The sequence below is a fragment of the Bradyrhizobium diazoefficiens genome, from assembly GCF_016616235.1.
GTDB classification, from domain to species: domain Bacteria; phylum Pseudomonadota; class Alphaproteobacteria; order Rhizobiales; family Xanthobacteraceae; genus Bradyrhizobium; species Bradyrhizobium diazoefficiens_H.
The window spans coordinates 4255320-4274483 of the sequence record NZ_CP067100.1 but is presented as its reverse complement, the minus strand read 5'-3'; the positions used below and the strand labels follow the sequence as shown (position 1 = coordinate 4274483).

General features: G+C 64.8%; 25 protein-coding genes and 1 tRNA gene. 12 read left to right on the top strand and 14 right to left on the bottom strand.

The genetic code is table 11. From position 1 onward, the window contains the following. Positions 1-6: 6 nt before the first annotated feature. Positions 7-1236, bottom strand: a complete 1230-nt coding sequence (locus JJB99_RS20320; RefSeq protein ID WP_200494111.1) for a lytic murein transglycosylase — start codon at positions 1234-1236, stop codon at positions 7-9. A 189-nt stretch (positions 1237-1425) separates the two neighbouring features. Here JJB99_RS20320 and JJB99_RS20315 point away from each other — a divergent pair, with 189 nt between their 5' ends. Next, complete coding sequence (locus JJB99_RS20315; protein WP_200494110.1) at positions 1426-1677, top strand: hypothetical protein; 252 nt, start codon at positions 1426-1428, stop codon at positions 1675-1677. Here the strand turns inward: JJB99_RS20315 and JJB99_RS20310 are convergent. Next, on the bottom strand, positions 1674-2201 hold the full coding sequence (locus JJB99_RS20310) for a MarR family winged helix-turn-helix transcriptional regulator (RefSeq protein WP_200494109.1): 528 nt from the start codon (positions 2199-2201) through the stop codon (positions 1674-1676). The two genes, JJB99_RS20315 and JJB99_RS20310, sit on opposite strands and share 4 nt — an antisense overlap. Before the next feature lie 54 nt (positions 2202-2255). On the opposite strand from JJB99_RS20310, the gene JJB99_RS20305 reads away from it, so the two are divergent. Then, positions 2256-2735, top strand: a complete 480-nt coding sequence (locus JJB99_RS20305; protein WP_200494108.1) for a carboxymuconolactone decarboxylase family protein — start codon at positions 2256-2258, stop codon at positions 2733-2735. 21 nt (positions 2736-2756) lie between these two features. Continuing rightward, on the top strand, positions 2757-3254 hold the full coding sequence (locus JJB99_RS20300) for a cupin domain-containing protein (protein ID WP_200494107.1): 498 nt from the start codon (positions 2757-2759) through the stop codon (positions 3252-3254). A 43-nt stretch (positions 3255-3297) separates the two neighbouring features. Here JJB99_RS20300 and JJB99_RS20295 read toward each other — a convergent pair whose 3' ends face one another. Both JJB99_RS20295 and efp read right to left on the bottom strand, forming a co-directional pair. Further along, positions 3298-4914 carry a M23 family peptidase gene (locus JJB99_RS20295; protein ID WP_200494106.1) on the bottom strand — a complete coding sequence of 539 codons (1617 nt, stop codon included), beginning with the start codon at positions 4912-4914 and terminating at the stop codon, positions 3298-3300. Positions 4915-4939: 25 nt separating this feature from the next. Further along, on the bottom strand, positions 4940-5506 hold the full coding sequence (efp, locus tag JJB99_RS20290) for an elongation factor P (RefSeq protein WP_200494105.1): 567 nt from the start codon (positions 5504-5506) through the stop codon (positions 4940-4942). Between the two features lie 162 nt (positions 5507-5668). On the opposite strand from efp, the gene epmA reads away from it, so the two are divergent. Genes epmA through JJB99_RS20275 form a run of 3 tightly spaced genes read left to right on the top strand, consistent with a single transcriptional unit; the run spans position 5669 to position 8120 of the window. Next, positions 5669-6733, top strand: a complete 1065-nt coding sequence (gene epmA, locus JJB99_RS20285; protein WP_200494104.1) for an EF-P lysine aminoacylase EpmA — start codon at positions 5669-5671, stop codon at positions 6731-6733. Continuing rightward, positions 6730-7824 carry a lysine-2,3-aminomutase-like protein gene (locus tag JJB99_RS20280; protein ID WP_200494103.1) on the top strand — a complete coding sequence of 365 codons (1095 nt, stop codon included), beginning with the start codon at positions 6730-6732 and terminating at the stop codon, positions 7822-7824. The genes epmA and JJB99_RS20280 overlap by 4 nt, the downstream gene beginning before the upstream one ends. 44 nt (positions 7825-7868) lie before the next feature. Next, positions 7869-8120: a hypothetical protein gene (locus JJB99_RS20275; RefSeq protein WP_200494102.1), complete on the top strand. Its 252-nt coding sequence runs from the start codon at positions 7869-7871 to the stop codon at positions 8118-8120. Between the two features lie 56 nt (positions 8121-8176). Here the strand turns inward: JJB99_RS20275 and JJB99_RS20270 are convergent, their stop codons facing one another. The 6 genes from JJB99_RS20270 to JJB99_RS20245 all read right to left on the bottom strand — a co-directional run bounded on the left by JJB99_RS20270 (position 8177) and on the right by JJB99_RS20245 (position 12943). Then, complete coding sequence (locus JJB99_RS20270; RefSeq protein WP_200494101.1) at positions 8177-9262, bottom strand: 3-deoxy-7-phosphoheptulonate synthase; 1086 nt, start codon at positions 9260-9262, stop codon at positions 8177-8179. A 233-nt stretch (positions 9263-9495) separates the two neighbouring features. Continuing rightward, complete coding sequence (locus JJB99_RS20265; RefSeq protein WP_200494100.1) at positions 9496-10074, bottom strand: HdeD family acid-resistance protein; 579 nt, start codon at positions 10072-10074, stop codon at positions 9496-9498. Between the two features lie 69 nt (positions 10075-10143). Then, entirely contained in the window at positions 10144-11184 is a 1041-nt protein-coding gene (locus JJB99_RS20260) for a PrsW family glutamic-type intramembrane protease (RefSeq protein WP_200494099.1), read from the bottom strand. Between the two features lie 327 nt (positions 11185-11511). Then, positions 11512-11751 (bottom strand): hypothetical protein, encoded by a 240-nt coding sequence (locus JJB99_RS20255; protein WP_200494098.1) that lies wholly within the window; start codon positions 11749-11751, stop codon positions 11512-11514. Between the two features lie 92 nt (positions 11752-11843). Next, on the bottom strand, positions 11844-12488 hold the full coding sequence (locus JJB99_RS20250; protein WP_200494097.1) for a PilZ domain-containing protein: 645 nt from the start codon (positions 12486-12488) through the stop codon (positions 11844-11846). A gap of 200 nt (positions 12489-12688) precedes the next feature. Beyond that, positions 12689-12943: a PilZ domain-containing protein gene (locus JJB99_RS20245; protein ID WP_200494096.1), complete on the bottom strand. Its 255-nt coding sequence runs from the start codon at positions 12941-12943 to the stop codon at positions 12689-12691. A 227-nt stretch (positions 12944-13170) separates the two neighbouring features. Between JJB99_RS20245 and JJB99_RS20240 the strand changes: the two genes are divergently transcribed. The 3 genes from JJB99_RS20240 (at position 13171) to JJB99_RS20230 (ending at position 13689) form a co-directional block, all read left to right on the top strand. Continuing rightward, positions 13171-13245, top strand: a tRNA-Glu gene (locus JJB99_RS20240). Between the two features lie 24 nt (positions 13246-13269). Then, positions 13270-13515: a hypothetical protein gene (locus JJB99_RS20235; RefSeq protein WP_200494095.1), complete on the top strand. Its 246-nt coding sequence runs from the start codon at positions 13270-13272 to the stop codon at positions 13513-13515. A 6-nt stretch (positions 13516-13521) separates the two neighbouring features. Further along, positions 13522-13689, top strand: coding sequence for a hypothetical protein (locus JJB99_RS20230; protein ID WP_200494094.1), 168 nt, complete (start codon positions 13522-13524; stop codon positions 13687-13689). Positions 13690-13810: 121 nt separating this feature from the next. Here JJB99_RS20230 and JJB99_RS20225 read toward each other — a convergent pair whose 3' ends face one another. Both JJB99_RS20225 and JJB99_RS20220 read right to left on the bottom strand, forming a co-directional pair. Continuing rightward, positions 13811-14449, bottom strand: a complete 639-nt coding sequence (locus JJB99_RS20225; RefSeq protein WP_200494093.1) for a glutathione S-transferase family protein — start codon at positions 14447-14449, stop codon at positions 13811-13813. 293 nt (positions 14450-14742) lie between these two features. After that, positions 14743-15195 carry a VOC family protein gene (locus tag JJB99_RS20220; RefSeq protein ID WP_200494092.1) on the bottom strand — a complete coding sequence of 151 codons (453 nt, stop codon included), beginning with the start codon at positions 15193-15195 and terminating at the stop codon, positions 14743-14745. A gap of 204 nt (positions 15196-15399) precedes the next feature. On the opposite strand from JJB99_RS20220, the gene JJB99_RS20215 reads away from it, so the two are divergent. Together JJB99_RS20215 and JJB99_RS20210 are read left to right on the top strand one after the other, a co-directional pair. Then, entirely contained in the window at positions 15400-15873 is a 474-nt protein-coding gene (locus tag JJB99_RS20215) for a hypothetical protein (RefSeq protein WP_200494091.1), read from the top strand. 189 nt (positions 15874-16062) lie between these two features. Continuing rightward, positions 16063-16491, top strand: coding sequence for an ester cyclase (locus JJB99_RS20210; protein ID WP_200494090.1), 429 nt, complete (start codon positions 16063-16065; stop codon positions 16489-16491). A 244-nt stretch (positions 16492-16735) separates the two neighbouring features. Here JJB99_RS20210 and JJB99_RS20205 read toward each other — a convergent pair whose 3' ends face one another. Then, positions 16736-16921: a hypothetical protein gene (locus JJB99_RS20205; protein ID WP_200494089.1), complete on the bottom strand. Its 186-nt coding sequence runs from the start codon at positions 16919-16921 to the stop codon at positions 16736-16738. Between the two features lie 325 nt (positions 16922-17246). Between JJB99_RS20205 and JJB99_RS20200 the strand changes: the two genes are divergently transcribed. Next, positions 17247-18650 carry an NAD(P)/FAD-dependent oxidoreductase gene (locus tag JJB99_RS20200; RefSeq protein ID WP_200494088.1) on the top strand — a complete coding sequence of 468 codons (1404 nt, stop codon included), beginning with the start codon at positions 17247-17249 and terminating at the stop codon, positions 18648-18650. A 106-nt stretch (positions 18651-18756) separates the two neighbouring features. Here JJB99_RS20200 and JJB99_RS20195 read toward each other — a convergent pair whose 3' ends face one another. Further along, positions 18757-18993, bottom strand: a complete 237-nt coding sequence (locus tag JJB99_RS20195) for a hypothetical protein (RefSeq protein WP_200494087.1) — start codon at positions 18991-18993, stop codon at positions 18757-18759. Positions 18994-19164: the final 171 nt, after the last annotated feature.

Genomic DNA, 19164 nt, shown 5'->3' with positions numbered 1-19164 from the left:
GGCCATTTAAGGCCCCTGCCGCAGCTTCGCCAGCACCTTCAGCCCGCCATAGCCATCCGCCGGCGTGATCCCGACCTTCTGCTGAAAATCCTTGATCGCCTTCATGGTGTCGTTGCCGACGCGGCCGTCGGTGCCGCCGGTGTCGAACCCGGCCTTGGTCAGTCGCGTCTGCATCTCCTGCACCTCGGCGAGCGTCAGCGCGCGCTCGGAGCCGGGGAAGGGCTGGATGAAGGGCGGCGCGCCGAGACACCGGTCGCCGAGATGGCAGATCGCGAGCGCGTAATTCATGGAGGGATTGTAGCTCTTCACCGAGTAGAAGTTAGGGCCGAGCAGGAACGTCGGTCCGCCCGCGACCGGTGTCCAGATCTGCGCAGATGCATTCGGCTGCGGGAACGGCTGACCATCAGCACGGGTGACGCCGGCCGCCTGCCATGCCGCGTAGGTGCGGCTGCCGCTCATCTCGGCCGCTGGGCGCACCTCGTAGCCCCAATGCTCGCCGCGGTGCCATTTGCCGCGGTTGACGAGATATTTTGCAGTCGAGCCCAGCGCGTCGTCGGGCTTGCCGAACGGCGAGACCTTGCCATCGCCGTCATAGTCGATGCCGACATTGAGCCAGACCTCCGGCATCCATTGCGAATGCCCCATCGCGCCGGCCCAGGAGCCGCGCATCTCCTCCGGCGTGCTCCAGCCCTTGTCGACGATGCGCAGCGCGTTGGTCAGTTCGGCCTCCCAATAGGCCTTGCGGCGCGGCTCGTTCCAGGCGAGCGCCGCGAGGGAGGGAAACACCGGCGTCATGTGGTTCTGCTGCACCAGGGGATCGCCATAGGCCGACTCGACGCCCCACAGCGCCAGCAGCGTGCCGCGCTCGACGCCGAAGTCGTGCTCGATGCGTGCGAACAGTGCCTCGTTGTTCTTCAGCGCGATCTTGCCGTTGATGATGCGCCAGTCCGAGACCCGGCGGTTGATGTATTGCCAGACCTGCTCGTGGAATTCGGGCTGGTTGCGCATCTGCCTGAACACGCTCATGTCGGGTTCGACCCGTCCCATCGCGCGCTGCCAGGTTGCGGCCGAGATACCCTTAGCCATCGCGCGTGCGCGAAAGCTCTCGCGCCATTCGTCGAAACCCGGAGGCGCCGCAAGCACATGCGCCGGTGACGCGAGCAGGGCGGCTGCCCCGAACGCGGATTTCAGTAATGCGCGGCGCGTGTGAGGGGGCGAGGAATCAACGTGTTTCATGATGCCATTCTAGCCGGAAAATCGGGCGTGTGAGTCGGTTCCGGGAACGCCGGGAACAGCCCGTCCCCGCGGAACAAATTGTTGCGCCACCGCATTCTCTCCGCACGACAATGATTGACGGAGTTGGGCTCCGGCCGGACCGGGGCCCTCCTTCGGCACGCAGTCTGTTCATCGAGCATCCGGGGTGGAATGAAGATACGCGCGCATGCGGAAAGCCACGTGGTCGAGCTCGACGACGGGTCGCAATGGCAGATATTTCCCGGCGATCTCGCGACCACGCTGAGCTGGAAGCCCGAGACCAATCTGCACCTGGAGCGATGCCGCGACCGGGTGAGTTCGCATGTGCTGGTGAATGACGCCGACCAGAGCCGCGTGCGCGTGATCGCGGCGGGCGAGACCTGGCCCGATGGCGAGGTTAAAAAGGTGTTGAAGGGCGACTAGTCCTGCAACTGCGTCGCGACGCCAGCGAGCCAACGACGAATGCTTGCCTCGGTCTTGGCATCGAGGCCGCCGGCAAGACGCTTCTCCAGCGCGATCACACGCTCCCGGCACGCCTTCAGCAGCGTCGCGCCACGCGGCGTCAGCGTCCATTGCTGGATGCGGCCGTGGATGGGATGGGGCGTCATTACGATCGCGCCATCACGCTCGAGGTTACGAATGATCACGCCGACGGTCTGGGGCGTGAGGAAGGTGAGGCGGGCGACGTCGGCCCCTGACAGGCCCGGATAGGCGTTGAGCATCGTCAGCACCGCGAATTGCGGCGAGGTCACACCCAGATCGGCGAGCGTCCGCTCCATCGTCAGGCGGACTGCGGCATGGGCCTGCCGCAAGAGATAGCCGAGATAACCCTGTTCGCCGCGCTTGCCCTCACCGGGGGCAGGCACACGCACGGCGCCGTCGTCGGCAGGCACGGGCAGCCTGCGCGCGGTTTTCGATCTTGTGATATCGGCGGTCTTGCGCGACATATAAGTGCTCTTATAAGATATAAGCACTCTTATGATAACACAAGGTGAACGGCGATGGCACACGCCCGCAGCGAATACGACGACTTCAAGCGGATCGCACCAGATGCATATGATCTTGTGCTGGCGCTGGGCCAGGTGGCGGCCAAGGCCGGCCTCGACAAGCAGCTGCTCGAGCTGGTCAAGCTGCGCGCCTCGCAGATCAATGGCTGTGCCTTCTGCCTGCAGCATCATGTGCTGTTGTCGGAGCGGATCGGCGTGCCCGTGGACAAGCTCCATCTGGTCGCGGTCTGGCGCGAGGCGCCGATCTTCTCCGCGCGCGAGCGGGCGGCGTTCGCATGGGCCGAAGCGCTGACCCTGCTGCCGCACGGCGTCAGCGAAGAGGTCTATGCGGAGGCGAGCCGCGAGTTCTCCGAGACGGAGTTGACGTATCTGACCTCTGCTGTCGCTTCGATCAACGTCTGGAACCGTTTTGGCGCGGCATTTCGCTGGACGCCTGCAAAGCGGCCGGTCGCAACGACCGCCGCTGCATCCTGATGGAGACGAGGGGAGATCACGATGACAGCCATGAACCTTTCTGCCGCGCAACGTCCGCCGCGTTCGGTGGCGCTGGCCGTCGTCGGCGGGCTCGCCTGCGCGTTTGCGATTGGCAAGGCGCTGTCGGTGACGATGGACACCGTATCGGGCGCACTGGCGCCGCTTTGCGCGGCGGCCGCGGAGAGCTCGCCACTCGACAAGGTCGAGCCGATCGGCTCGTACGCATTGCCGGACGTGCCGGGCAAGCGCGTCACCATCGTGCGCGTGTTCTACGGTCCGGGCGGATTCTCGCGGCCGCACCGGCATGCCGGATCGGTCACGGCCTACATCACCAAGGGCGAGATCCGGTCCCAGCTCGGCGGCGGCCCGGTCGAAACGTTCGGCGTCGGTCAGTCCTTCTTCGAGCCACCGGGATCGACGCATCTCGTGTCGGCGAACGCGAGTGTGACAGAACCGGCCGAATTGATCGCCCTGTTCGTGGCGGACGAGGGCGCGCAGCTCACGACGTATCTGGAGTGATCGGTAGGGGACTTGTGGCCCGGGGGCTACGATTCCTCCCTGCTCAATTCTCCTCGCCGCTGGAGCCCTCGCGCAGGTCCGGCTTGCTCGCGTCCTCGGGCAGCGCATGCGCCACCGGCTGTGGCGTGCCCGAGATCTCCGGGCCGATCTCGCGGCCGCGGGCGTGGATTAGGCGTTCATAGGCCGAAACCAGCGTGACGTAGGGGCTGACCCAGATCCAGCCGTCGCGTGTGAACACCTGCACGTCGAAATGCAGGTGCATTGAGGTGCCGGCGGGATGGTCGAGATAGTTCGAGACCACGCCGATCTTCTCGCCCTCCGTGACCATGCGGCCGTTAAGCACGCCATCGGCGTTCATCGCCTGCGGGTTCATGTGCATGTAGCGGAAGCGGATGTGTTCGGTCCGGCTGTTGACTTGAAGCGTCGCGGCCTGGTCCTTGGTGGAACGGATCACGATGGCGTCGCGCACCGCGACGACGCCGCGCTGCTTGGGATCGCACGCTTCGCGGCCTTCGCCGGATGGCGGACAGGCGGCGCGGATGTCCTCGCCCTGGTGGCCGAAACCGCCGGCGCATTGCCCGACCTCGAAACTGCGGGACTCGCAGAAATTGTCGCGCCAGGCATAAGCGGTCGAGCCGTCGTTGTTGTTGCGCCCGTGGGATTGCGAGCGTACCAGGGCCGGCGCCCTCTCCAACGGAAAGCGGATCTGCGCATAGGCCATCACGTCGGGATGGCCACCCCTGTTGCGGTAGCCGGTGTTCGGGATGATGTCGCCGCTCGGCCGATAGCCGAATTCCGCCGAGCGCGCCGCGGGACGATCGATGACGCTGGAGGCGATGTCGGGCAGGGGGCGCATGCGTTGTCCGCCGGCGATCCGCAGCGCCTTCAGGAAACGCTCGGCGACCGGATAGGCTTCCTTGCAGGCCAGCCGCCGCGGCTTTGGGACGCTGTCGAGGCACTGGATCGACACCACATAGGCGACGCCGAAGCGCGTGAAGGCGTAGCGGACATAGCCTTCCCTGATGAACCTGCGCAGGTCCGGATAGGTTGCCGCGAGCGGCTTGACCGGCTCGCCCTTGCCGCCCGAGGGATCGGCGATGTCGTAGATCAGGGCCGAGCCCGTGATCTGCACCTCGACGCCCCTGGCGAACACGCGGCTTGGCATGCCGTCGCCGGCGCCCGGCTCGAACGAGAACGTCGCGTTGTAGCCTGCGGGGCCGGCATCGAACAGCTCGACGGGGTTGAAATCGGCCTGGTAGCGCGACGGCGACAGATTCGCAGGCGCGCCGCTGCGCAGAGCCTCGAGGTAAGCTGCCGCATCGAACGGCAGCAGCACGGGCACGGAACTGCGGGCGATGCCGGTGAAGAACTGCGAGGAGACCGCGTTGAGCTGTACCAGCGCCGGCATCGCGCGCGGATCGTAGCGCGGCACCGAGCGGCGCGGCGCAAAGATGAAGTCACCCGCTATTTGCGGGCGGCTGTTGATCTCCGTCCGGAGCTGGTCGAGCGCTGCGCGCCAGTCGACGCGCAGGGCCGGGAGCGAGGGACTGCGGAACTCGTCCGCGGCGAGCGGCGAGACGATGAGGAGCGAAAGCGACGCCAGAAGCAGCGAGACGAAGCGGAAGCTCTTCCTACCCACTGTCTCGCCCCCCGGCGGCAACCTGCTCTGGTCCTCGGCCCCTCGCTTAGTCCTTGGCGCGCTCGGCGTAGGAGCCGTCCTCGGTTATCACTACGACGCGGGTGCCGACCGTGATGTGCGGCGGCACGGTGGTGCGCACGCCGTTGGAGAGCACTGCGGGCTTGTAGGACGACGAGGCGGTCTGGCCCTTGGTCACGGGCTCGGTGTCGACCACTTCCAGCGTGACGCGCTGCGGCAGCGCGATCGACACCGGGTTGGTGTCGTGCATGGACAGCTTGACCGTCATGCTCTCCTGAAGATACGCGGCGGCGTCGCCGACGACGTCCTTGGACACCTGGACCTGGTCATAGGTTTCCGGGTTCATGAAGTGGAAGCCGTCGCCGTCTTCATAGAGGAACGTGTAATTGCGCTCTTCGATGGTGGCCTTTTCGACCTGGTCGGTGGTCTTGTACCGCTCGGAGATCTTTACCCCGTCCGAGATTCGGCGCATTTCGATCTGGCTGACCGGCGTGCCCTTGCCGGGATGGATGTTCTCGGCGCTCACGACGACATAAAGCTTGCCGTCTTGCTCGATCACGTTGCCCTTGCGAATAGAACTGGCGATGACTCTCAAAGCTGTATTTCCTGCTTGCTTGGCCCGGCATCGGCCAGGACGTGGTCAAATCGATGGGGGACTTGGGGCCTCAAATCGGACCTCAGCGCCCGTTTCGGGCCGCAACATACTGATTTTGCCGTTCGATGCCAGCACTTTGCTCAGAGCCGGAGCGGCCGGCTGATGGTTGGGGACAAGCCAATTTCGCCATTCTGGTCGCCTGAGCGGCATCTCGACCGGCGACCCTTCCTCCAGGCGCGGGGAGCCATTACCGGAGCAATACGGGCCTTTTTCGCCGAGCAAAGCTTCGTCGAGGTCGAAACCTCCGTCCTCCAGGTGTCCCCGGGCAACGAGACCCATCTGCACGCCGCCCGGACCGAACTCGTGCGTCCCGACGGCAGCCGGGCCAGCCGTTACCTGCGAACCTCACCGGAATTCGCCTGCAAGAAGCTGCTGGCAGCCGGCGAGCCCCGAATCTTCGAGCTCGCCCGGGTGTTCCGCGACCGCGAGCGGGGCGACCTCCATCTGCCGGAATTCACGATGCTGGAATGGTATCGGGCCGGCGCCCCCTATGACGCCATCATGGCCGACACCGTGGTCGTCGTTGCGCGGGCCGCGCAGGCGACCGGGATCGGGACCTTCTCGTTCCGCGGCCGGACCGCCGATCCCTTCGCCGAGCCGGAGCTCCTGACGGTCGCGCGCGCCTTCGAGCGTTTCGCCGGCATCGATCTGCTGTCGACAATCTCTGGCGCCGAGGGTAACCGTGCCGCGCTTGCCCGGGCGGCGGCCGGCAAGGTCCGCGTCGCCGAAGACGACACCTGGTCGGACATCTTCAGCAAGGTCCTGGTCGAGCATGTCGAGCCGCAGCTGGGGCAGGGACGTTTGACCATCCTGTTCGAATACCCATCTCCAGAGGCGGCGCTGGCGCGGGTGAAGGCCGAAGATGCGCGGGTCGCGGAACGGTTCGAGGTCTATGCCTGCGGCGTCGAGCTCGCCAACGGCTTTGGCGAGCTGACCGATGCCGAGGAGCAGCGCAAACGCTTTACGGAGTCGATGGCGGAGAAGCGGCGCCGCTACGGCGAGGCCTATCCGCTGGACGAGGATTTTCTAGCCGCGGTCGCCGCAATGCCGGAGGCGAGCGGCGTTGCGCTCGGCTTCGACCGGCTGGTGATGCTGGCGAGCGGCGCAACACGGATCGATCAGGTGGTGTGGACGCCGCCTGCAGAAGAAAAGCTAAGCGAAAGATGACGAAGACCAATCTTGCACGCACCTTGCGCGAGCCGGCTGACCTCGTGGCCGAAGGCCTGGCGCCTGCCGCCGCGCTGCCTGCGCTGGAGCGCGTTGCCGCGCGCTATGCGGTCGCGATCACACCGGCGCTGGTCGAGCTGATCGATAAGTCGGATCCCGACGATCCGATCGCGCGGCAATTTGTTCCGAGCGCAAACGAATTGCAGATGCAGCCGGGCGAGAACGCCGATCCGATCGGCGATCACCCGCACTCGCCGGTATCAGGCATCGTGCATCGCTATCCCGATCGCGTGCTGTTCAAGCTCGTCCATGTCTGTGCGATCTATTGCCGCTTCTGCTTCCGCCGCGAGATGGTGGGGCCCGGCAAGGAGAACGCGCTCTCGGATAGCGCTTACCGCACTGCGATCGACTATATCCGCGCGCACGACGAGATCTGGGAGGTGATCCTGACCGGCGGCGACCCCTTGATGCTGTCGCCGCGCCGAATGAGCGAGATCATGGCTGATCTTGCCGCCATCGATCACGTCAAGATCATCCGCCTTCACACCCGCGTGCCGGTGGCCGATCCCGCGCGTATCAGCGAGGAGATGGTCGCAGCGCTGAAGGTCGGGGGTGCAACCACCTGGGTCGCCCTGCATGCCAACCATGCGCGCGAGCTGGCAGGGCCGGCGCGCGCCGCCTGCGCGCGGCTCGCCGATGCCGGAATTCCGCTGGTGAGCCAGTCCGTGCTTTTGCGCGGCGTCAACGACACCGCGGCCGCTTTGTCGGATTTGATGCGGGCTTTCGTCCAATGCCGGATCAAGCCCTACTATCTGCATCACGGCGATCTCGCGCCCGGCACGGCGCATCTGCGAACGACGCTGGCCGAGGGGCAGGAGTTGATGCGGCAGTTGCGCGGGCGGGTGTCGGGGCTGTGTCAGCCTGACTATGTCATCGATATTCCCGGCGGCGCCGGCAAATCGCCGGTCGGGCCGAATTATGTGTTGGCGGCGCAAAATACCGCAGCCGGCACGCGTGAAGCCGGCACGGAAACGCGCTATCGTATCCTAGACTATTGCGGCGACGTTCACCTCTATCCGCCCGAGACCTGAGCGGTGATAACGGCGACGTCGGTTTGAGGAACGGAGGCACGGATATGAAGAAGATCATGCTGGCAGCATCGCTCGTGGTCTTGCTCGGCGGCGCAGCGATGGCGCAGACCGGGACCAAGGGATCGACGTCGGGTGGCGCCACATCGGGATCGGTGCCGCAGGCGCCGGTCGGTCATCGCCAGCCGCGCGCCGGGGACGTGCCGAACGAGAAGAATGTGAGCGACGCGAACGATCCCCTTAGCAAGGAAAACCAGGCGCTCGACAAGAAGATCAAGAGCATCTGCCGCGGCTGCTGAGACGCGACTGCGCCGGCGGGCAGGGCGCGACAGCGCCCCACCCGCGCTTTTCAGGCTTATGCCGTACGCCCGTGCAGCCCCGCACGCCGGGTGTTGCGCCGGATCTCGACCGCGTCAGCGAGCTGCTCGAGCACTGTCGCCGTCGTCACCCAGTCGATGCAGCCGTCGGTGATGCTCTGACCGTAGACGAGCGGCTTGCCCGGCACGACGTCCTGGCGGCCGCCTTCGAGATTGCTCTCGATCATCACGCCCACGATGCGGGTTTCGCCGCCGGAGATCTGGCCGGCGATATCGGCCGTGACCAGCGGCTGGTTTTCCGGCTTCTTGCTCGAATTGGCGTGGCTCGCATCCACCATCACCAGCGGCGCGACGCCGGCCTTGGCCAGCTCGTTGCAGGCTGCCGCGACGCTTGCGGCGTCATAGTTCGGCTTGCTGCCGCCGCGCAGGATGATGTGGCAGTCCTCGTTGCCCGCGGTCGAGGCGATCGCCGAGCGTCCGAGCTTTGTGACGGCCATGAAGTGATGCGGATGCGAGGCTGACTTCACCGCATCGGCGGCAATGCGAACATTGCCGTCGGTGCCGTTCTTGAAGCCGACCGGGCAGGACAGGCCCGAAGCCAGCTCGCGATGGATCTGGCTCTCGGTTGTGCGCGCACCGATCGCGGCCCAGGACACGAGGTCGGCGATGTATTGCGGCGTCGTCATATCCAGGAATTCGGCGCCGGCGGGCAGGCCGAGATTGTTCACCGCCGACAGCACGTTACGGGCCAGCCGCAGGCCCTTGTTGATGTCGAAGCTGCCGTCGAGATCAGGATCGTTGATCAAGCCCTTCCAGCCGACGGTGGTGCGCGGCTTCTCGAAATAGACCCGCATCACGATCTCGAGCTGGTCGGCGAGGTCTTCGCGCAAGCGTGCGAGGCGCTCGGCATAGTCGAGCGCGGCCTTGGGATCATGCACCGAGCAAGGGCCGACCACGACCAGCAGGCGGTCGTCCTGGCCGTTGAGGATGGCATGAATGGCGTTGCGCGCCGCCATCACCACACGCGTTGCGGTGAGCGTGCGCGGGACTTCCCGCATCACCTCTTCCGGCGTGCTCAGCTCTTTCAGTTCGCGGATACGAAGATCGTCGGTCGTGCTCAGCACGGCGGGCTCCTGTTTGTTTTCGAACCTGCCGGCCAACAAAAAAGCCGCCAGGTCTGGCGGCTTGTTCGGACGTTTGCTTCAATATTCAGATTGAGCGTGATCCTCCTGCCGCCAGCGAGCTGTCGTAGCTAAAGTACCAAAAATAGCTGGTGGCAACGGTGATCATGGCAGGGCATATAGCGCGCCCTTGGCGCCTTGTCACCCCCAAAACGGCGCCGGCGCGACGAGGCGTCTCAGGTGTTGCTATTGCGTGCCGCCAGCGCCATGCCGATCAGGGTGGCGCCGCCGAACAGCAAATTGATCGCGACGAGGATGCCGATCGCCCATTCCGCCGAGCTCGGCAGCCCGGTGATCACCATGAACGAGATTGCCATGTCGACGAGGCCCGCGATCAGGAGCCACGACCAGCGGCCGCTCAGCTCGCGGCGGTGCTCCAGCGCATACATGATGGTGGCAACGCCCTCGGCCAGGAAATAGGCGCCGAGCACGATGGTCAGCGTCAGCACCGCCTGCATCGGCCGCGCCAGCAGCAGCATGCCGGCGAGCACCGCGAGCGCTGCCGAGATCAGCGACCACCAGAAGCCCGGCGTGCTGCGCGCCCAGTAGGTCACGATCAGCCCGCCGATGCCGCTGATCAGGAACATCCAGCCGAGAAGGATCGCGATCGCAAGGCTCGCGAGCGGCGGCAGGATCAGCGCCGCGATACCGAGCACGGCCAGCAAGATGCCTTCGAACAGGAAGGCCTTCCAATGCGCCTTCACCGTTTGGCTCATGGTGGATTGCAGCCTTGAAAAATCCTCGGGCGATGGCATCGGCAGGCTCCGGATCAAAAGACGTGCGCCCAATCTAATGTGCGGATACCGCACTTGCCATCCTGCGGCTCAACCGCCGCCATGCGCCGACGAAAAACCTTCGCCGCTGGTGCGGATGCGGTTGCGGCCGAGAACGTAGATTGCCGTTGTGACAACCAGAAGCGCAAGGCCGAGCAGGATGGAGACGAGGCCGATCGGGATCAGCGCCAGCGTCAAATTGCGCTCGGGGTTGATCAGCCAGTGGTGGATCGAGGTCAGCACGAAGGCGAGGCCGAGGAAGCCGACACCGCCGCCGGCGAGCAGCAGCGCCCACATCCGCCGCAGCTGGCTGAGCCGTTCCCGCGCGATATTGGTACGGGGCGCGTGGTGGCGCGCGACGCGGCGGACGAGGCGAATGGCGAAGGCGATCGAGCTGAAGCCGATCAGCAGGCTGGCGCCGCCCAGCCACATCCGCAAGGTTGGATCGAGATCCGGCATGCGCTGGAGGGTGAGCAGCGGGAAGTCGAAGGCCGAATGCAGCGCCAGGGGCCCGGCGAAGATCAGCAGGCGGCTGGAGAGGCGGGCCCAGTCGCGATGATGACGGTTCGCGCCCAGCGCCGTGCCGGCGCGTGCCATCGTCAGATAGGCGCCGGCGATGATGCCGAGTGCACCGTGGAACGGCACCGTCAGCACGCTCCGCAAGGCAGCGAGCGAGCGCCACATCTCAGCATGCTGGACGAGATAGGCGAGGTTCTCGTAGGCGGCGAAGCCGAGGCCGACCGCGGCGCCATAGACCACACTGTCCATCGGATTGGCAAAGGTCCGCCGCTTGGTCGAGGAGACCAGCACGATGGCGATGACCTTGACGGCTTCCTCGGGCAGCGCCACGCCGAACACCGAATGCATGGCCAGCATCGCCCAGGGATTGTCGGGGGCCGCGACCATCTTGACGAAGGGCGCACGGACAAGGCCGAGCAATGAGATGCTGGCCGCGCCAAGCAGGAACGCGGTCCAGACCTGGGCCGGCGGTCCCGGCCGCTCCTCGGCGGCAATGACGAGCCAAAGCATCAGCAGCGCCGGGGCGATGGCGGCCGTTCCGATGACGGTGGGTAACGCTTCAATCAGGTACATCGGCGCCGAAAATAGGTTCCCTTGATCCGCTTAGCTACGTCCACCGATGCGACCATGTGTCATGCGCTTGCCGACAGCTGCAGCTTACGTTCATCCGTTTCGGCGGCGAAGGTTTGGAATGCAAGCGCGATCAATTGCATGACGGAGCGTGGTCGTCATCCTTATCAATGATCGCGGGTCCGATCCCGGATCGCGATTGGCAAGCCAGATCAAGGAAATATGCAGACTTCCTCGAGCTTACCATGCGCCCGTGACGGGCGAGGCCAGAGGCGGGCAGGCCGCCTGGTCACTGTTCGATGTGCGCGTGCGGGCCACGCGCATTCCCGCTCAATGCGTGGTGAATGGCAGCGCGTCAGGCGCGATGTCGAAGGCACCGAGATGGAACTCCTCGCCAACGGCCTCGGCCCGCTCCGACGCTTGCGCGAGCAGCGTGAACGCGGCCTGCGGATATTGCTGCCAGACCGCGAGATCGCCGGCGGTGATGGTGAGCCAGCCGAAGGTGTACATGTAGCGGCCGGGCTCCGTCACCCGGCCGACCCTGTCCCAGGTGATCTTGTTGACTGGCATCCGGTCCCCCGATCGCAAGTCCGCAAATGACGTCCGGCGCAAGGCCTGGACCCTCAAAAGCTGATCCGGCATTGGGGCCGTGATAGGGCAGTCTAGCCGCAAGCTGCCATTCGGGCCGGCTGCAGCACGGCCTGGCGCACGACCAGCCGGACGAGGTCGTCCCGCTGCTGCTTTTCGGCGAACTTGACCGCAAAGCCGTGGCCGAACTTGCGGATGACGCGCCCGACGCAGGCGCCGACCGCCAGCGGGGTGCCGAGAGGCGGATCGTACTCCGAGGACACCGCGACCCCCGCGGTGGAGACGTCGATGATGAAGCAGGGATGGGTGCTGCCGTCGGCCAGTGTCAGAAAGGTGTGCGGGACCTGCGGGACGAAGCGCGCGTCATGCCGGAACTCCTGAATGCTGGCGTCCTTCTGCTTCTTCTCCAGCCAGGTCAGCTTTGCCGACATCCAGGCGCGCCGCGCGCGTGTCATCTCGAGTTCCATCAGGAAGCCCGATCTCAGCGTCGCGCTGATGGTGCACTGGAATTCGCCGAAGTCCTGGAAATAGGAGGTCACGCGCTCGCCGATCTTGCCGACGACCGGCACGTCCACGAGCATGCGGAACGGCGAGACACGCTTGGTACGGCAGGCGAAGGTGCGTAGCTTGCCCTCGCAATCATACCAGCGCGGCAGCGAGTAGCTGCCGCTGACCGCGACTTCCACTGCACGCTGCTTGAGGAACTCTGCGACGGACATGAACGCTAATCGTGTTTCGGGATTGTTTCCGTAGATTCACGGTAGCGATCAAATTCTAAGCAAATGATACCGGCGCTCGCGAGCAGGGGTAAATTTTCGGTAAATGCGCCGAGTGGTCATGGCGGCGAGGAATTCACGACCACATCATCGCTCATGCAGCAATTCGCAGTCCGGAACGATGATCAGCCGGCGCGCCCGGATCAGAGGAACTTGACGCCTGCGGATTTGCCGCGGCGCCAGACCACCTGGCAGCTCCGTCCGGTGCGTGCGTCGCGTGCGAACGCCATTCGGATCACGCCCGGCAGCTGGCTCGCATCCTCGTCCAGTGTGATCTTCGCACCCGAATCCGAGATGTCGTGGACCAGGCAATGCCGCGCGGCGAATCCGCCGGCGAGCGTGATCCAGGCGTGCTGCGACAGCAGCTTGCGGGCTGCGCGCTTCTTGGGCAGTGGCATTGGCTCAAAATCTCCCGCTCCAGCGCTAGCTCAGGGAACCCTAAGAAACCGTTCAAACCGGCCCGGGGTGAAGCCAGGGGCGGGGCTATCCACCGGCGCCAGGGAGTCCGTTCCGAACGGCTTGCCCGCGGGCCCAAAGGCCATTATAGGTTCGCCCGCCGCAAGCCGCCGGGCACGACTCGTGCGGCCACGGCCGTGCCGCCTTCAAGCGGCGGGGCTTTGCGTTTGCTCCCTTCGTCTATCGGTTAGGACGCCACCCTTTCACGGTGGAGAGAGCGGTTCGATTCCGCTAGGGAGCGCCACCGGTCCGGGCTAGAACCGACCGCATGCGAACGCTGTTCCTCATCCTCATCTCCTCCCTAGCCGCGTCCGCGGCTGCGGCCGAGGGCCTGCGCCTGCCGCCCGATGCGGCGCCACAGGCGGGCAGGACGCTGCCCCTGAAGGGCACGAGCGGGACGGCGAAGGCGAGCGGCTGCGCCGCCTATGGCCGCGGCTTCCGCATGGTCGAGGCGACCGGCACCTGCGTGAAGATCGGCGGCTCGGTCAGCCTCGAGACCACGGTCAGGCGGTAAGCCTGCATGCCGCCGGATCTGATGCGGCCCGACATCATCGTCCCCTTCGTGATGTATTGCGCACTGCTGTGGTGGGTTGGCCGCGGCGTGAACTGGACGGCGAAGCTTGCCATAGCGGTGGTGACGTTGGCGCTGATCATCTGCGTGCTGCTGGTCGAGCGCGGCTGGCCTTAAGACAAAACCGCGAAAACAACCCCATGCACAGTAGCCGTCAAGTGCGAGCGTGACGCCCGTTGGCATGCGCGGGAATGGCGATTTCGCGCGGCCTCCGCGTGCCTTAAGCCGCGTCAGCGGGTCACGACATCGGTGGTGCGACAAATTGCGCAAATCCGCTTCGCTTGCCGAGCTCGGCGAGCCAGCGCGTCAGGTGCGGCTGGGCCGGGCGGGCGATGCCCTCGACGCCGAGCCAGCGCCGTGCATAGCAGCCGATCGCGATGTCGGCGAGGGTGAACTGGTCGCCGTCGATGAAGCGGCGCGATGAGAGCAGGCGATCGGCGATGGCCCAGACCTCGGCGGCCGCATCGGCATCCTTCTGCACCTGGATCATGTCGCGCTCGGCGGGCGGCGTGCGCACGATGCCCCAGAACACCGGGCGATCGACCGGCTGCACCGTCGACAGCGTCCAGTCGAGCCAGCGGTCGACGCTCGTGCGGCTCTTCGGCGCCTCGGGATAGATCGGCGTGCCGCGCCCATGCGCGAGACAGAGATAGCGCAGGATCGAATTGGACTCCCACAGCACGAAGTCGCCCTCGACCAGCGTCGGGATCCGCGCATTGGGATTCATCTTGAGGTAATCGGCCTCGCGCGTCTTGCCGAACGCCATGCCGGCGTCGATACGCTCAAAGGGCAGGTCGAGCTCGGCCAGGCACCACAGCACCTTCTGCACGTTGACCGAATTGGCGCGGCCCCAGATCGTCAGCTTTTGGTCCGGCATGAAAACTCCTCCCGCGGCATTTTCGTCTTGCGCGGGTGATAGCGGGATTCCGCTGCGCCAGCGAGCCGCGATTGCGGCGCGCCTCTCATGCAAAAAGCTCCGCCATGGCGGAGCTTTCGCTGCAGATTGCAGCCTGCCGTCAGTGGCCGAAGAACAGCCACAACAGAATGATCACCGGGATCGGCACGCCCAGCAGCCACAGCAAGAGTCCTCGTCCCATCGCGTTCTCCTCCGATTCGCATTTGCCGGAGGGACAATCCCGGGCGCGAGGGCTTGTTCCAGCCGCGATGCGCCTACCAATGGCCGGTGTTCGGCATCGAGGCCCAGGGTTCCTGCGGCGGCTTCGGCTCGCCCTTCTGCAACAGCTCGATCGAGTGCAAATCGGGCGAGCGGACGAAGGCCATGTTGCCGTCGCGCGGTGGACGGTTGATGGTGACGCCGGCCTTCTGCAGCTTCTCGCAGGTGGCGTAGATGTCGTCGACCTCATAGGCGAGATGGCCGAAGAAGCGGTCCTCGCCGTACTTCTCCTCGTCCCAATTGTAGGTGAGCTCGACCAGCGGCGCGCCGCGCGTCTTGGGCTGATCCTTCAGCGCGTCGAGATCGTCCGCTGCGCACAGGAAGACGAGCGTGAAACGCCCCTTGTCATTCTCGATCCGCCGCACCTCCTTCAAGCCCAGCGCATCCTGGTAAAACTTCAGCGCGACATCGAGATTGCGCACGCGCAGCATGGTGTGGAGATATCGCATGGTTGTTGCTCCCTGGGTGGTCGGAGGGTTTTGGTTTGGGCCGGGACAGTAGGAGAGATAGCAGGAAAGTGCGGGGAGGGGCAGGGGGCGGGCAACATGCGTGAGGGATTATGTCCATAGGCCGAAAATGGGAATTGCCGAACCTCAGGTAATGATTTCAACTCAAAGTGTATTTGGCTGAGAGATTGATTTTCGGAGGCAATCATGGACGCCCAAGGCGATTTGCCTGCCCAGTTTCTTGCGGAAATCGAAGCTGCCATCAAGAAGCATAATCGAGCTTACACCAAAGACACTGCGCTCTATCAGTTAATCGTTATCGCTTCCGCCGTCTGTGGGATCATCTCGCTGTTCGCTGGAGCAATGGGGCAGTCGGTCTTGGCGGGTGTGATGGGGGGCACAACGACAATTGCATCTGTCCTGACACAGACCCTGCACTGCGTAAAAGCGCAGGGGTGGCAAGACCGCATGCGGGCCGAACTCGAAGGCATGCGAATTCAGTTTATCTACGAGCACGGTGGAGTGCCAGCGGCTGAAGCGCTGGCCGATCTTGGAAAGCAGTATAGGGATTTAGTCCCCCGCATGTCGAAGGAGTGGGAGAAGATTTTGAGCACGCAGGGTGGCGGTCTCAACGTCAGGCTGCCGAGGACGAAGAAGATTTCTGAAGACGCTTTAGAGTAGCCGTTCGCGGCGACGCCCGTCTCATAGGTGCGCACACGGAAAGCCCCTTGGCGTGAGGTCTCGCGCGTGAAGACGCGAGCCCGCCAAATGGCAGGTTACAGGTTAGCGGACGCAGATGACGACAGTTGCGGTTTTGTCGGATACTCGGCGGTTGTGTAGGCTCGGCACCATCCAAAAAGGGGCCTGACAATGACAAGGCAGGAGAAGCGGGTGCTGATCGAGCGCTTGCACGACATCTGGAGCACGGGCGATACCCGGTCGATCCACGAGGTGTATTCAGAAAATTTCGTCGCCCATATGCCGAAGGGCTGGGGGCCGGCCCCGTCCCGGGACGGACACGACGGTATTCGACGGGCAATCCAGCGGCTCCGTTCCAGCTTTCCGGACTGGCGCGAGCACATTGACGACATTGTCATAGATGAAGATAGGGTGGCGGTTCGATATCATTCGACGGGTACTCATCTCGGTGCGTTCGCGGGCATGCCCGCCAGCGGTCGTCGTGTTCAGGTCGATGAACTGTCAATCTTCCGAATCGAGGATGGACGTGTTGTGGAGCAATGGTGCCTCAACGACGACCTTGCCTTCGGAAAGCAGATTCGAGGTGAACCTCTCAGCTAACCTGTCCGTAAATCTCAACGTTCAGTGTACGAAGCGCCCTCGGTTGGATCGGCTTGGGCGGAGAGCTGACTGCGCTCGCGCCGCGTGAGCGACGTTCTGAGTTACGGTGACAGTGCTGGACTGCACCCCGTGAGACACGGCAATTGCAGTGACAAGCGTTTCGAGAATGACCAGCGGCGGACAAGCGAATAGGTGCGCTCTCACGGCCGCCCGTGTGCCGCGCGCGTCGATCGGGCCTATCCAGTCATTTGGCATAGCCTTGAGAGCGGAGCCACGCGATCTTGCGGTCACCGTTCATCCAGTCGTCGGCATCTGCCTTGCTGGCAAATCCGGTAATTTCACGCTGTTCGTGGTCCGGATAGTCGGCGAGTATTTTCCAGTCGCCCTCGGCGACACGTACGGTTCTGAACGTCACTTTTGTTTTGGCCATGCCGTACTATGCAGCGGTTGGCTTGAAAAGAGAACCCGCTTTGCGGCCCGGACGGCCATCTCTTGGCCGGGAGCGCTGTCACGGAGGTCATGGCGAGCAGGGCGGTGACGGCGACTGAGCTTGGTGCACTGTCACCGCGACGTCACGTCGCCAGCTCTTGAAGCCGCTGACGATCGTGGGTGTCGAAAAGCGAAGCAGCATGTGAACCGCTTCACATCCGGAAATACCATTCTGCTGTAGTGCTCGTGCCTGGCATTGCCGCGCCCGCGGCATTGGGCGACGCTGGCCGCGAAACCAGCGGGAAGGTCTGCCACCGGAGCGCGACATGCCCAAAATCCTGATCTGTGGCGGCGGCATCATCGGCCTTTCCGCGGCGACGATGCTGGCGCGGGACGGGCATGACGTCACGGTGCTCGAGGCGGACGCGGCCGAAGCGCCGGCACGCGCTGGTGGCGCCTGGGACGCCTGGGATCGACCGGGCGTGGCCCAGTTTCGTCAGCCTCACAACCTTTCGTCTCGCTTCCGGATGATTTGCGATAGCGACTTGCCCGGGATGACGGAACTGCTGGTTCGCGCGGGCTGTGTCTGGGTCGATTTCTTCGACGAGCCATCGCTTCCACCAAAGATCCGGGATCGGGCGCCTCGGCCCGGCGATGCGGCGATGCGGTTTGTCACCGGTCGTCGGCCGACAATCGAAGCCGCTGTGGCGGCGATGGCGGCTTCGGAGCCAAGCGTCAGGATTGTACGCGGCGTCAGGGCCCGCGAACTCGTCACCGGCCCGTCTGCGATCGCCAATGTGCCGCACGTTGCAGGCGTCCGAACCTCCTCCGGAGAGGTCATGCGCGCCGACCTGGTGATCGACGCGATGGGCCGCAAAAGCCCGGCATGCAAATGGATCGCCGAGGCCGGCGGCCGCAGTCCGCACGAGGAGTCCCAGGACTGCAACTTCCTTTACCACACGCGGTTCTTTTCGGGATCACGGCGGCCACGCAGGATCGGCCGTGCGCTGACGCCAATGGGCCTGTTCTCCATCCTGACGCTCGACGGCGACGGCGAGACGTGGTCGGTCACGCTGTATACCGCGGCGAGCAACAAGGCGCTGAAGGCCTTGCGCGATCCGGCCACATTCGATCGGGTCGTCGGCGCGTGCCCGTTGCAGGCACACTGGCTCGACGGCCAGCCCATCACCGATGTGATGCCGATGGCCGGCGTGCTCGATCGCTATCGACGATTTGCCGTGGACGGCCAGCCGGTCATCACGGGCTTCGTTGCGGTCGGCGACGCCTGGGCCTGCACCAATCCATCGGCCGGACGCGGGTTGAGCGTCGGTCTCCTGCACGCGCAGGTGCTCCGCAAGGTCGTGCGCAACGCGCTCGGCGATCCCGCGGCCCTGGCCGCCGAATATGATGCCGAAACCGAACGGCAGGTCACGCCATTCTATCGAAATCAGCTGGCCGCCGATCGCGCCCGTATCGCCGAAATGGATGCCCTGGCGAACGGCGAGCCAATGCCGACGCCAAATCCGGGTCTCGCCCGCTTCCTTGCCGCAGCGGGGGAGGATGCCGATGTCTACCGCGCAGCGGTCGAGATCGGGACCGGCGTGTCACTGCTGCAGGACGTCATGGCGAGACCAGGGATCGCTGCAAAGCTGCGCGAATTCGAAGGGCGCGAATTGCGGCCCGAGCCGGGCATGGACCGCGAGCGGCTGATGGCGCTGCTGGACGGCTAGCGCTGATCCGGAAACGCGCGACCGGAGTGCCGATTGACAGCCGAGATTTCGGACAAAAACTGAAAATGCGGGGCCAGCATTCATCGATGGGATGCGCCGGCCGCCCTCAGGACTTCGGCTTTCGCTCCGGCGCAACCGAGGTCTCCCACGGGCGCTTTCCGTCGCTGTCGCGGTCCCAGGCGCGCGAGGTGTGATCGGCCTTCTCGTCGGCCTTGTCCTTGGCGCGCGCGGCCTTGATCTGGTCGCGCACGGACAAGTCGCTTTGCAGGGTTTGGGGAGCTGCAGTCTGTGCCGCCGCGGCGGCCGACCAGACGATGAATAGGATCGCGAGGGATATCTTCATCCCTGTCGTTAACACGTTCAGCCCGCGCTGTCCGATTTAGTTTGGGCGCGCTTCGGTTGGAGCTTCCTTGGGCACCTAGCGCCGTCGTTGCGCCGGCGCCGCCTGTCCGTTCCAATAGGGCTGAGCCGAGGCGGCAGGAGGAACGCCTTGCCCGATCGGATTGCTGAACGG